At 74.3% G+C, this 11924-nt stretch carries 12 protein-coding genes; 10 read left to right on the top strand and 2 right to left on the bottom strand.

All coding sequences use genetic code 11. The features are described from left to right. Positions 1-108: 108 nt before the first annotated feature. Complete coding sequence (locus tag AB0898_RS24785) at positions 109-1392, bottom strand: DUF1015 domain-containing protein (RefSeq protein ID WP_366805156.1); 1284 nt, start codon at positions 1390-1392, stop codon at positions 109-111. A 73-nt stretch (positions 1393-1465) separates the two neighbouring features. Between AB0898_RS24785 and AB0898_RS24780 the strand changes: the two genes are divergently transcribed. From AB0898_RS24780 to AB0898_RS24765, 4 genes are all read left to right on the top strand, one after another. Then, the gene (locus AB0898_RS24780; RefSeq protein WP_366805155.1) at positions 1466-2494 is read left to right on the top strand and encodes an HAD hydrolase-like protein; all 1029 of its coding nucleotides are present in this window, start codon (positions 1466-1468) and stop codon (positions 2492-2494) included. Positions 2495-2579: 85 nt separating this feature from the next. Next, the gene (locus AB0898_RS24775) at positions 2580-3623 is read left to right on the top strand and encodes an iron chelate uptake ABC transporter family permease subunit (protein WP_366805154.1); all 1044 of its coding nucleotides are present in this window, start codon (positions 2580-2582) and stop codon (positions 3621-3623) included. Then, positions 3620-4666: an iron chelate uptake ABC transporter family permease subunit gene (locus AB0898_RS24770; RefSeq protein WP_366805153.1), complete on the top strand. Its 1047-nt coding sequence runs from the start codon at positions 3620-3622 to the stop codon at positions 4664-4666. The genes AB0898_RS24775 and AB0898_RS24770 overlap by 4 nt, the downstream gene beginning before the upstream one ends. After that, positions 4663-5532, top strand: coding sequence for an ABC transporter ATP-binding protein (locus tag AB0898_RS24765; protein ID WP_366805152.1), 870 nt, complete (start codon positions 4663-4665; stop codon positions 5530-5532). The genes AB0898_RS24770 and AB0898_RS24765 overlap by 4 nt, the downstream gene beginning before the upstream one ends. A gap of 15 nt (positions 5533-5547) precedes the next feature. On the opposite strand, the gene AB0898_RS24760 is transcribed toward AB0898_RS24765, so the two are convergent. Further along, the gene (locus tag AB0898_RS24760) at positions 5548-5895 is read right to left on the bottom strand and encodes a sterol-binding protein (RefSeq protein ID WP_366805151.1); all 348 of its coding nucleotides are present in this window, start codon (positions 5893-5895) and stop codon (positions 5548-5550) included. A gap of 42 nt (positions 5896-5937) precedes the next feature. Between AB0898_RS24760 and AB0898_RS24755 the strand changes: the two genes are divergently transcribed. From AB0898_RS24755 to AB0898_RS24730, 6 genes are all read left to right on the top strand, one after another. Next, on the top strand, positions 5938-6195 hold the full coding sequence (locus AB0898_RS24755) for a hypothetical protein (protein WP_366805150.1): 258 nt from the start codon (positions 5938-5940) through the stop codon (positions 6193-6195). Between the two features lie 39 nt (positions 6196-6234). Further along, entirely contained in the window at positions 6235-7050 is an 816-nt protein-coding gene (locus AB0898_RS24750; protein WP_366805148.1) for a TlyA family RNA methyltransferase, read from the top strand. Further along, complete coding sequence (locus tag AB0898_RS24745; RefSeq protein ID WP_366805147.1) at positions 7047-7967, top strand: NAD kinase; 921 nt, start codon at positions 7047-7049, stop codon at positions 7965-7967. The genes AB0898_RS24750 and AB0898_RS24745 overlap by 4 nt, the downstream gene beginning before the upstream one ends. A 39-nt stretch (positions 7968-8006) precedes the next feature. Continuing rightward, a complete protein-coding gene (gene recN / locus AB0898_RS24740) occupies positions 8007-9749 on the top strand; it encodes a DNA repair protein RecN (protein ID WP_366805146.1) in 1743 nt (580 codons plus the stop codon). 55 nt (positions 9750-9804) lie between these two features. Continuing rightward, positions 9805-10593: a hypothetical protein gene (locus AB0898_RS24735; protein ID WP_366805145.1), complete on the top strand. Its 789-nt coding sequence runs from the start codon at positions 9805-9807 to the stop codon at positions 10591-10593. Positions 10594-10786: 193 nt separating this feature from the next. Continuing rightward, positions 10787-11923, top strand: coding sequence for a glycosyltransferase family 4 protein (locus tag AB0898_RS24730; protein WP_366805144.1), 1137 nt, complete (start codon positions 10787-10789; stop codon positions 11921-11923). Position 11924: the final 1 nt, after the last annotated feature.

Raw genomic sequence — 11924 nt, 5'->3', positions numbered from 1 at the left:
GTTTCCACGTGCCCGAGCATCGCACGGGACGGGGAGGAGACGGCGGGAGTTTTCCACAGGGCCGGGTTCCGCCCCTCACTCATGTCCGGGCCCGTCCGGACCCGCGTCTCAGATGTCCAGCACCCGCAGCACCAGGCCCGACGCCGGCTTCGGGCCGAACGAGGTCGACTTGCGGGGCATCGTCACGCCCTGGCGGGCCAGTTCGCGTACGACGTCCTCGCGGACCGGGTGGAGCAGTACGGCCGTGCTGCCGTCGTGTTCCGCCTTCGCGACCGTCGCGGCCGTGTCGTGGATGTAGGCGATGTGGGCGGGGGAGTCCTCCGGGATGTGCCACACGTGCTCCAGGAGCGTGGCGTGCAGGACGGTCGCGTCCAGGGAGCGCCACGCGGCCGGGTGGCCGCCCGGGACCGTGCGGGCCAGCAGCCCGGGGTCCGGCCGGTCCAGGAGATGGAAGGCGCCGTCCCCGGCCAGCAGGAAGGCGTTGCCCTCGGCGGCCGCCTCCGCCAGTTCCGCCAGCGCCTCGGCCAGCGGCAGCTCCAGGCGCCGTACCCGGAACAGGTCCCGTACCGCCGTCAGCGCGTCCGCGACCGGCAGACCGTGCAGCAGACGGTGGATGGCGCGGACGCGCAGCGGATAGCGGACGGTGTCGACCAGCAGGACCAGTCCGTGGTCCCAGGGGCTGGGCGAGGGGTGTTCCGCGCGGAGCAGCCGGTAGGTGGCCCAGCGGTGGTGGCCGTCGGCGATGAGCGCCTGGTGTCCGGCCAGGTCGGAGCGGACCAGGGCGAGGTCGTCGGGGTCGGTGACCGCCCAGAGGCGGTGGCGTACGCCGTCCTCGGTGGTGGTGGCGAGCGTCGGCGCGTGCCGGACCGTACGCTCCACGACCTCGGCCGTGGCGCCGTTGCCGCGGTAGGTCAGGAGCAGGGGTTCGAGGTTGGCGCGGGTGGCGCGCATCAGGGCCGCGCGGTCGGCGACCACCGGGGGCATCACGTCCTCGTGCGGGAGGACCACGCCCTCCTCCGGGTCCGAGACGCGCAGGGCGCCGATGACACCGCGCTGGACCTGGCCCTCGACGTCGCGTTGCTCGTACACGTACAGCGCGGGCTCGGGGTCGGCCCGCAGGACGCCGTCGGCGAGCCAGCGGCGCAGGGTGCCGGCCGCCTGCTCGTTGCGGACGGTGGGCGTTTCGGCCTGCGGGAGGATCAGCCGGACGATGTTGTGCGGGTCGGCGTCCTGGAGGTGGTGCAGGCCGTCGGGGCGTACGACCACGTCGTACGGCGGGGAGGTGACGGAGGCGAGGCTGCCGACCCGTTCGGGGTCGTAACGAAGGCCTCGGAACGGGGTGAGTTCCAGGCCTCGGGGCGCCCTTGCTTCCGAGTGACCTGCGATGTTCATCCCGGCATCGTACGTGTGCGGGGGCGGTGGGGGATGATCGGGGGAAAGAGCGTCGAACGAGGAGCGATACCGCATGAGCCAGAGCGTCAGGACGAGGCCCGAGGGCAGTGGGCGGCCCCTGAGCGAGGCGTACGACACGGCGCTGCTCGATCTGGACGGGGTGGTGTACGCGGGCGGCGAGGCCATCGCGCACGCCGTGGACTCCCTCGCGGTCGCGCGTGGGGAGGGGATGCACCTCGCGTACGTCACCAACAACGCGCTGCGGACCCCGGACACGGTGGCCGGACACCTCACCGAGCTGGGCATACCGACCGCGGCCGGCGATGTGATCACCTCCGCGCAGGCGGTGGCGCGGCTGATCAGCGAGCAGGTGCCCGCCGGGGCGAAGGTGCTGGTCATCGGCGGTGAGGGGCTGCGGGTGGCGCTGCGCGAGCGCGGCCTGACGCCGGTGGAGTCGGCGGACGACGACCCGGTGGCCGTGGTGCAGGGCTACGGCGGCCCGGACCTGGCGTGGGGGCGGTTCGCGGAGGCGTCGTACGCGGTGGCGCGCGGGGTGCCGTGGTTCGCGTCCAACACCGACCTGACCATTCCGAGCGGCCGGGGCATCGCGCCGGGCAACGGCGCGGCCGTGGAGGTCGTACGGATCGCGACCGGGGCCGAGCCGCAGGTGGCGGGCAAGCCGCTGCCCCCGATGCACAAGGAGACCATCCTGCGCACCGGTGCCGAGCGGCCGCTGGTGGTCGGGGACCGGCTGGACACCGACATCGAGGGCGCGTTCAACGGCGAGGTCGACTCGCTGCTCGTGCTCACCGGCGTCACCGACGGCGCCCAGCTGCTCGCGGCGCCGCCGCAGCACCGGCCGACCTATGTGGACGCCGATCTGCGCGGACTGCTCACCGGGCAGCCGGAGGTCACGGAGGCGGGCGACGGTTTCCGCTGCGGTGGCTGGACGGCGACGGCCGGGGCCGAGCGGCTGGAGCTGACCGGTGACGGCGAGCCGCTCGACGGGCTGCGGGCGCTGTGCGCGGCGGCCTGGACGGCGGCCGGTGACGGTGCGTGCGCGCTGGACGGGGGCAAGGCGCTGGCGCGGCTGGGGCTCTGACCACGGCGAATGCGCTGGACCCGGGCTCGTGCAGGGGCCCGTACCGGTCACTTGATCACATTGGAGGATAGGCTAACCTAACCTCGTGTTGGTCGAGAGTCCTCCGGAACCGCGCGCGGAAGTCAGCCCCGCGCCCCCGAAGCGACGCGCGGTACGGGCCCTCGGGCTCCTCCTCGCCGTCGTGCTCCTGGCGCTGATCGCCGCGGCGAGTATCGCCATCGGCGCGAAAGCGCTGTCGCCGGACCAGGTCCTGCACGGCCTGTTCCACGACACGGGGACGTACGGCGACACCGTCGTGGGCTCCCGGATCTCGCGCACCGTCCTCGGCCTGCTGGCCGGGGCCGCGCTCGGCCTCTCCGGGGCGGTGCTCCAGGCGGTCACCCGCAATCCGCTGGCCGACCCCGGCCTGCTCGGCATCAACGCGGGTGCCTCCGCCGCCGTCGTCACGGCCATCACCTTCTTCGGTGTGACCTCGCTGACCGGCTATGTGTGGTTCGCGTTCGCCGGCGCCGCCGTCGTCGGCGCGCTGGTGTGGTTCCTCGGCGGCAGCAGGGGCGCCACCCCGGTGCGGCTCGCCCTGGCCGGTACGGCGATCAGCGCCGCGCTGTACGGCTACCTCCAGGCCGTGATGATCTCCGACGACGCGGCCCTTGGCCGGATGCGGTTCTGGACGGTCGGCTCGCTCGACTCGGCCACCGATCACACCATCGTCCAGGTGCTGCCGTTCCTCGCGGCGGGCATGGTCCTCGCGCTCGGGCTCGCCCGCCCGCTCAACGCCATGGAGATGGGCGACGACACCGCCCGCGCGCTCGGCGCCAACCTCCACCGCACCCGAGGCCTGGCCATGCTGGCCGCGACCGTGCTGTGCGGCGCCGCGACCGCCGCCTGCGGTCCGATCGTGTTCGTCGGCCTGATGGTCCCGCACGTCGTGCGCTCCTTCACCGGGCCCGACCTGCGCTGGATCCTGCCGTACGCCGCCGTCCTCTCGCCGGTGCTGCTGCTCGGCGCGGACATCATCGGGCGGCTCGTCGTGCGCCCCGCCGAACTCCAGGTGGGCATCGTCACCGCGATCATCGGCGGCCCGCTGTTCATCATGCTCGTACGACGCCGGAGGACGGCCCAGCTGTGAAGACTCACTTCCGGAGCCGTGCGGTACGCACCCCCGGCGGGCTCTCCCTGCGCGTGGACCCGCGCGCCCTGACCGTCGTCCTGCTGCTGATCGTGGCCGTGCTCGCCGCGGGCGTGGCCCTCATCGGCACCGGCGACGCGAAGATACCGGCGGCCGACGTGCTGCGGACGCTCGCCGGGGACGGCACCCCGTACCAGGACTTCATCGTCAACGAGCTGCGGCTGCCGCGGCTGCTCGTCGCCCTGCTGGTGGGCGGCTCGCTGGGCCTGGGCGGCGCCCTGTTCCAGTCCATCTCCCGCAACCCGCTGGGCAGCCCGGACGTGCTCGGCCTCTCCCAGGGCTCGACCGCCGGCGCGCTGGTCATGATCGTGCTGTTCTCCGGCAGCGCCACCGCCGTCACCCTCGGCGCGCTGGTCGGCGGCCTGGTCACGGGCGTCGCCATCTATCTGCTCGCCTGGAAGCAGGGCGTGCACGGCTACCGGCTCGTCCTGGTCGGCATCGGCGTCTCCGCGATCCTCACCGCCGTCAACGGCTATCTGATCACCCGGGCCGACATCGTGGACGCCGCCCGCGCGGTCGTGTGGATGACCGGCTCGCTCGACGGGCGGGACTGGACCCAGGTCTGGCCGCTGCTCGGTATGTGCGCGGTCCTCGTCCCGCTGGTCCTCGCCAACGGGCGGGGCCTCAGGATGATGGAGATGGGCGACGACGTGTCGTACGCCCTCGGGGTGCGCGTGCAGCGGGTGCGGCTCGTGCTGATGGTCTCCGCCGTGCTGCTCACCGCCGGTGCCACCGCCGCCGCCGGACCCGTCGGCTTCGTGGCGCTCACCGCGCCGCAGCTCGCCCGCCGGCTGACCCGCTCGCCCGGCCCCAACCTGGTGCCCTCCCTCTTCATGGGCGCCACCCTCCTCGTCACCGCCGACTGGCTCTCGCAGCGGGTCTTCGGCGCCGACCAGCTGCCCGTCGGCGTGGTCACCGGCGTCCTCGGCGGCGCCTATCTGCTGTGGCTGCTGGTCACCGAGCGCAAGGCGGGCCGGATATGAGCGGCGCCCCGCGCACGGACGGCACGACGACGAACACTTCTAGGAGCACTGTGAACCGCCTGTCCGCCGAGAACGTCACCCTCGCCTACGAGCAGCGCGTCATCGCGGAGAAGCTGTCGGTGGAGATACCGGACAACTCCTTCACCGTGATCGTCGGCCCCAACGCGTGCGGCAAGTCCACGCTGCTGCGGGCGCTCTCGCGGATGCTCAAGCCCAGCGACGGCCGGGTGCTGCTCGACGGCCAGGTCATCCAGTCGATGCCCGCCAAGAAGGTCGCCCGCACGCTCGGCCTGCTGCCCCAGTCCTCCATCGCGCCCGACGGCATCACCGTCGCCGACCTCGTGGCCCGGGGCCGCTACCCGCACCAGGGCATCCTGCGCCAGTGGTCCGCCGAGGACGAGCAGGTCGTCGCCGACTCCATGGCCCGCACCGGCGTCGCCGAGCTGGCCGAGCGGTACGTCGACGAGCTGTCCGGCGGCCAGCGCCAGCGCGTCTGGATCGCCATGGCGCTCGCCCAGCAGACCCCGCTGCTCCTCCTGGACGAGCCGACCACCTACCTCGACATCCAGCACCAGATCGACGTCCTCGACCTGTGCGCCGAGCTGCACGAGACGCAGGGGCGCACCCTCGTCGCCGTCCTGCACGACCTCAACCACGCCGCCCGCTACGCCACCCACCTCATCGCCCTGCGCGGCGGCGAGGTCATCGCCGAGGGCGCGCCCGGCGACATCGTCACCGCCGAGCTGGTCGAGAAGGTCTTCGGGCTGCGCTGCCAGGTCATCGACGACCCCGAGACCGGCACCCCGCTGGTCGTCCCGGCCGCGCGCAAGGCCCGCTCGGCGGCGGGGGCGGCTACGGCGTCCTGAGCCCCCGGGCGATGGTCACAGCAGCTTTCTCAGCCGGAACAGATCCAGCAGGCTCGCCTCCAGGCGTACCCGGCCCGAACCCCAGGCGGTCGCGAAGTTCAGCTCGCCGTCCACCAGGGACACCAGGTCGTCGCCCGCGAGGGCGAGCCGGATCTGCGCCCGCTCGCGCGGCGGACCCGGCAGGGTCTCGTCCACCTTGATGCGCCCGTCCGTCATGCGGCCGGCGAAGGTGACGTCCAGGTCGGTGATGTGACAGCTCACCGAGCGGTCCAGGGCTGCGGCGGCGCGCACGTCGCCCTCGGCGCCCCGCATGTTGTCCGAAAGTTTTTCCAGTGCGGCGCGGCACTGCTCGATCGTGGCCATCGCGCACGACGGTACCCCAGTCGTTCGAGGTAGCGTCTGGGCATGAGCGAGTCCGCCGCCGAGCCGCAGGGTGCCACCGGCCTTCCGCCCGCCTCTGAGCAGGGGCACGGGCAGGGGCACGAGCCCGAGTCCCCCGCTCCGCTGCACGTCCCCCGCACCCCCACCGGCGACCCGGGCGTGGACGCCCGCCTGGCCCGGCTCGCCGACGCCGACCGCCTGACGACCGACGGACACCTCGCGGTGTACGAGGATGTACACGCGGGGCTGCGCGACGCGCTGAGCGCGCTCGACGCCCGCTAGATCCGAAACGCCGTTGAGAAGTCAGGAGCTGAACCGAACGTGGCTGGAGTCGCACGCCGCCGTCTGGACGCCGAGCTGGTCCGCCGGAAGTTGGCGCGCTCGCGCGAGCACGCGAGCCAGCTGATCGCCGCCGGGCGGGTCAGCGTGGGCAAGACCGTGGCGACCAAGCCGGCCACCCAGGTCGAGACCGCCGCGGCCATCGTCGTCCAGTCCGACGACACCGACCCCGAGTACGTCTCCCGGGGCGGCCACAAGCTCGCCGGCGCCCTCGCCGCGTTCGTGCCCGAGGGGCTCGTCGTCGAGGGCCGTCGCGCGCTGGACGCGGGCGCCTCCACCGGCGGCTTCACCGACGTCCTGCTGCGCGCGGGCGCCGCGCACGTCGTCGCCGTGGACGTCGGATACGGACAACTCGCCTGGTCTCTGCGGAGCGATGAACGCGTCACCGTCAAGGACCGTACGAACGTACGGGAGTTGACGCTCGACGCCATCGACGGGAAGCCTGTCGACCTGGTGGTGGGCGATCTGTCCTTCATCCCGCTGGGGCTGGTGCTGCCCGCCCTCAAGCGGTGCGTGACGCCGGACGCCGATCTGGTGATGATGGTCAAGCCGCAGTTCGAAGTGGGCAAGGAACGGCTGGGCAGCGGGGGAGTCGTACGGAGTCCGCAACTGCGGGCGGAGGCCGTGCGCGGGGTGGCCGGGAAGGCCTGGGAGCTGGGACTCGGGGTGCGAGGAGTGACCGCGAGTCCGCTGCCGGGCCCCTCGGGCAATGTCGAGTACTTTCTCTGGCTGACGTCCGGTGCACCCGAACTGGACCCGGCCGACGTCGATCGTGCAGTGGCGGAGGGGCCGCGTTGACACAGAACCGAGCGCGAACTGTTTTCCTGCTCGCCCACACCGGGCGCCCGGCTGCGATCCGCAGCGCGGAACTCGTGGTGAAGGGCCTGCTCTCGCACGGCATAGGCGTGCGGGTGCTGGAGGAGGAGGCGCGCGATCTGCCGCTGCCGGGCGAGGTCGAACTCGTCGCGGAGGCGGCACCGCACTCCCTGGACGGCTGCGAGCTGCTGATCGTCCTCGGCGGTGACGGCACCCTGCTGCGCGGCGCCGAGTTCTCCCGCGCCTCCGGGGTGCCGATGCTCGGGGTCAACCTCGGCAGCGTCGGCTTCCTCGCCGAGGCCGAGCGGGACGACCTGGACCGGGTCGTGGACCGGGTGGTGGCCCGCTCCTACGAGGTCGAGGAGCGCATGACCATCGACGTGGTCGTGCACCGCAACGGTGACATCGTGCACACCGACTGGGCGCTGAACGAGGCCGCCGTCCAGAAGGTCTCCGCCGAGAAGATGCTCGAAGTGGTCCTGGAGATCGACGGCCGCCCGGTCACCGCCTTCGGCTGCGACGGCATCGTCCTGTCCACGCCCACCGGCTCCACCGCCTACGCCTTCTCCGCCGGAGGCCCGGTGGTGTGGCCCGAGGTGGAGGCGCTGCTCATGGTGCCGATCAGCGCCCACGCGCTGTTCGCCAAGCCGCTGGTCACCTCGCCCGACTCGGTGCTCGCCGTGGAGGTGCTGCCGCACGTCCCGCCGGGCGTGCTGTGGTGCGACGGCCGCCGCACCATCGAGCTGCCCCCCGGCGCCCGCGTCGAGGTCCGGCGCGGCGCCGTCCCGGTCCGCCTGGCCCGGCTGCACCACGCGTCCTTCACCGACCGTCTCGTGGCGAAGTTCGCCCTGCCCACCACGGGCTGGCGCGGGGCCCGGCAGGAGCACACCACCGAGTGACATGGGCGGCCTGTGTGCGCATCCCGCCTTGGACCTCGTATGGTCTGTTCCGTGTTGGAGGAGATGCGCATACAGTCGCTCGGGGTCATCGACGATGCCGTGGTCGAGCTGTCGCCCGGGTTCACCGCTGTCACCGGTGAGACGGGTGCGGGCAAGACCATGGTCGTCACCAGCCTGGGGCTGCTGCTCGGCGGGCGCGCCGACCCGGCCCTGGTCCGGCTCGGCGCGGGCAAGGCGGTGGTGGAGGGGCGGATCGCCGTACCCGCCGGCGCCTCCGCCGTCGTACGCGCCGAGGAGGCCGGGGCCGAGCTGGACGACGGCGCCCTGCTGATCAGCCGCACCATCTCCGCCGAGGGCCGCTCCCGGGCGCACCTCGGCGGCCGCAGCGTCCCCGTCGGGCTGCTCGCCGAGCTGGCCGACGACCTGGTGGCCGTGCACGGCCAGACCGACCAGCAGGGCCTGCTCAAGGCGAACCGGCAGCGCGGCGCCCTCGACCGGTACGCGGGCGACGCCGTCGCGGTGCCGCTCGCCGCCTACACGGACGCCTACAAGCGGCTGCGCGCGGTCAGCACCGAGCTGGACGAGATCGTCACCCGCGCCCGCGAGCGCGCCCAGGAAGCCGACCTGCTGCGCTTCGGCCTGGACGAGATCGCGGCCGTGGAGCCGCGCGCCGGGGAGGACGTGGAGCTGGCCGAGGAGGCCGAGCGGCTCGGGCACGCCGAGTCCCTGTCCTCCGCCGCGACCGTCGCGCACGCGGCCCTCGCCGGGAACCCCGAGGACCCCGAGGGCATCGACGCGGCCACCCTGATCGCCGGTGCCCACCGGGCCCTGGAGGCGGTCCGCGCGCACGACCCGGCGCTGGCCGCGCTCGCCGACCGCATCGGGGAGATCGGCATCCTCGCCGGGGACGTGGCCGGCGAGCTGGCCGGATACGCCGACGACCTGGACGCCGACCCGCTGCGGCTGGCCGCCGTGGAGGAGCGCCGGGCCGCGCTGAACGCGCTGACCCGCAAGTACGGCGAGGACATCGCGGCCGTGCTGGCCTGGGCCGAGCAGAGCGCCGCCCGGCTGACCGAGCTGGACGGCGACGACGAGCGGATCACCGAGCTGACCGCCGAACGCGATGCGCTGGGCACCGAACTGGGCGCGCTGGCCGAGCAGTTGACCAGGGCGCGCACCGAGGCAGCCGAACGGTTCGCGGCCGCCGTCACCGCCGAGCTGGCCTCTCTCGCCATGCCGCACGCCCGGGTGTCCTTCGACATCCGGCAGACCGAGGACCCCGAGGGCGTCGAGGCCGGCGGCCGCACGGTCGCGTACGGTCCCTCCGGTGTGGACGAGGTCGAGCTGCTGCTCGCCCCGCACCCCGGCGCCCCGCCCCGGCCCATCGCCAAGGGTGCCTCCGGCGGTGAGCTGTCCCGGGTGATGCTCGCCGTGGAGGTCGTCTTCGCGGGCACCGACCCGGTGCCGACCTACCTCTTCGACGAGGTGGACGCCGGTGTCGGCGGCAAGGCGGCCGTCGAGATCGGCCGGCGCCTGGCCAAGCTCGCCCGCACCGCCCAGGTCGTCGTCGTCACCCACCTGCCCCAGGTCGCCGCCTTCGCCGACCGGCAGCTGCTGGTGGAGAAGACCAACGACGGCTCGGTCACCCGCTCCGGCGTCAAGATCCTGGAGGGCGAGGACCGCGTCCGCGAACTCTCCCGGATGCTCGCGGGCCAGGAGGACTCCGAGACCGCGCGGGCCCACGCCGAAGAACTGCTGGCGACGGCGCGCGGAGAGGCGTGAGGCCGAGGTGCCCCTGCCGGGCGGGGGCACCTCAACTCCCTTCTACAGTGGCCGGATGAGCACTCGTACGATCAGCTTCACGACGGCCGCCCTCCTCACCCGGGGCGCCACGGCCGCCCTGCGCGCCCTCGCCCCCGGCGGCGCCGGCCGCTGGGAGCGGAAGAACCACGCGGGCCGGGCCGTGGAGCTGTACTGCGGCCCCGCCTGCGCCGCAGCCACCGCCCTCGCCGCCGCGCGCGTCCACCCCGCCGCCGGGCTCGCGGTGTTCGCCGCCGGCGCCTGCGGGGCGTACGACGACATCGCGGGCGCCGACGACCCGCGCCGGGGCTTCCGGGCCCACCTGGGCGCGCTGCGCCGGGGCGAAGTCACCTCCGGCGCGGTCAAGTTGTTCGGCATCACCGCCGCCGCGCTGGTGGCCGGGGCGTTCCTCAAGCAGCGCCCGCTGGACCGGCTCCTCGCGGGCGTCGTGATCGCCGGGGCCGCGCACACCGTGAACCTCCTCGACGTACGCCCCGCCCGCGCCGCCTCGGCGGTGCTCGCGCTCGGCGCGCCGGGGCTGCTGCGCCCCGGGCCCGGCGGCGCGCTGGCGGCGGCCGTCGTGGGCGGGGCGGCGGCCGTGCTGCCCGAGGACCTGGGCGAGCGCGCGATGATCGGCGACGTGGGCGCACACGCCCTGGGCGCCGCGCTCGGGACCGCCGTGGTGGCCGCCAACGGCCGCGCGGGACTGCTCGCGCACGCCGTCGCCGTCGTGACCGCCACGGTGTACGGGGACCGGGTGAGCGACTGGGCGCGAGCGCTGGGAACCGCCGGCAGCACGATCCGGCCGGCTCACCCGCACGGGTGATATGCGCCTGTGTGTTGCCTCCGTCCGCCGGGGCCCGCGCTGACCGGCGATTCCCGGAACCGCCTTGACTCCTGGCATCCTTGAGAGGGAAAGCGGCCGGAGCCAGGGGGGCGCGGCAGCTCCTCGCGACCCCGGCGACCGCTACCGTCTGTACGTCCCTTCGTGAACGCCCGCCGAATCAGGAGCCGGCCCCGTGAGCCCCGTGAGCAGCACCGCACCGCCCGGCCAGTCGCCGCTGCGCACCGTACAGGTGCTCGGCGGAGGCAACGCGGGCAGCAGCGCGCATGTGCGCTCCCTGGCGGCGGGCCTGGTCGCGCGCGGGGTCCGGGTCACCGTGTGCGCCCCGGCCGAGGCCGACGACGCCTACGACTTCAGCGGGACCGGCGCCGAGCACCTGCCCGTGCCGCGCAGCAGCGACCCGGCGGCCGTGGCCGCGCTGCGGGCGGCCTGCGCCGACGCCGACCTGGTCCACGCGCACGGCCTGCACGCGTCCTTCCGCACCGTGCTCGCGCTCGGCGGCCGGACCACCCCGCTGGTGGTCACCTGGCACAACCGCGCCCACGCCGAGGGCGCGCGGGCGCGGCTGCTGCGGATGCTGGAGCGGCGCGTGACCCGCACCGCGACCGTCGTGCTCGGCACCAGCTCCGACCTGGTCGACCGGGCCCGCAGGACCGGCGCACGCGACGCCCGCCTCGCCGCCGTGGGCCTGCCGGGCGGCCGGTACGGCGGACGCGGCCCCGACCCCGAGCGGCCCGCCGACAAGGTGCGGGCCGAACTCGGCGCCACCGGACGCCCGTTGCTCGTCGCGGTCGCCTCCCTGGACCGGCACCGCGGCCACGGGACCCTGCTCGACGCGGCCCGCGCCTGGCGCGACCTCGACCCGCAGCCGCTGGTCGTCGTCGCGGGGGAGGGGCCGCTGCGGCCGGAGCTGCAGCGCCGGATCGAGGCCGAGCATCTGCCGGTCCGGCTCCTCGGCGCCCGCGACGACGTGCCCGACCTGCTCGCCGCCGCCGACTTGGCGCTCCTGACCGGCCGTTGGGAGTCGCGCTCGGTGTTCGCGCAGGAGGCGCTGTACGCCCGGGTGCCGCTGGTCGCCACCGCCGTCGGCGGTGTCCCGGACCTCGTCGGCGACGCGGCCCACCTCGTCCCCTACGGCGACGGACCCGCCCTCGCCGCCGCCGTCACCGATCTGCTCGCCGACGCCGAGCGGCGCGAGCACTTGCGCGAACGGGGTGTCCGACAGGCCGCCACCTGGCCGACCGAGGACGAGACGGTCGCCCAAGTGCTCAGCGTCTACGACGAGTTGACCCTGCCCGTCCCGCTCGCCTGAC

It is taken from the genome of Streptomyces sp. NPDC005435, from assembly GCF_040703155.1.
GTDB lineage: Bacteria > Actinomycetota > Actinomycetes > Streptomycetales > Streptomycetaceae > Streptomyces.
The sequence above is the reverse complement of the archived record's forward strand: the minus strand, read 5'-3'. Positions and strand labels throughout refer to the sequence as shown.

What these genes read in the sequence shown, in the direction of transcription:
- AB0898_RS24765 (WP_366805152.1), top strand. Translation starts at nt 4,663, where the DNA reads ATGAGCGGCGCCCCGCGCACGGACGGCACGACGACGAACACTTCTAGG.
- recN (WP_366805146.1), top strand. Translation starts at nt 8,007, where the DNA reads ATGGTCTGTTCCGTGTTGGAGGAGATGCGCATACAGTCGCTCGGGGTC.
- AB0898_RS24780 (WP_366805155.1), top strand. Translation starts at nt 1,466, where the DNA reads ATGAGCCAGAGCGTCAGGACGAGGCCCGAGGGCAGTGGGCGGCCCCTG.
- AB0898_RS24755 (WP_366805150.1), top strand. Translation starts at nt 5,938, where the DNA reads ATGAGCGAGTCCGCCGCCGAGCCGCAGGGTGCCACCGGCCTTCCGCCC.
- AB0898_RS24785 (WP_366805156.1), bottom strand. Translation starts at nt 1,392, where the DNA reads ATGAACATCGCAGGTCACTCGGAAGCAAGGGCGCCCCGAGGCCTGGAA.
- AB0898_RS24735 (WP_366805145.1), top strand. Translation starts at nt 9,805, where the DNA reads ATGAGCACTCGTACGATCAGCTTCACGACGGCCGCCCTCCTCACCCGG.
- AB0898_RS24760 (WP_366805151.1), bottom strand. Translation starts at nt 5,895, where the DNA reads ATGGCCACGATCGAGCAGTGCCGCGCCGCACTGGAAAAACTTTCGGAC.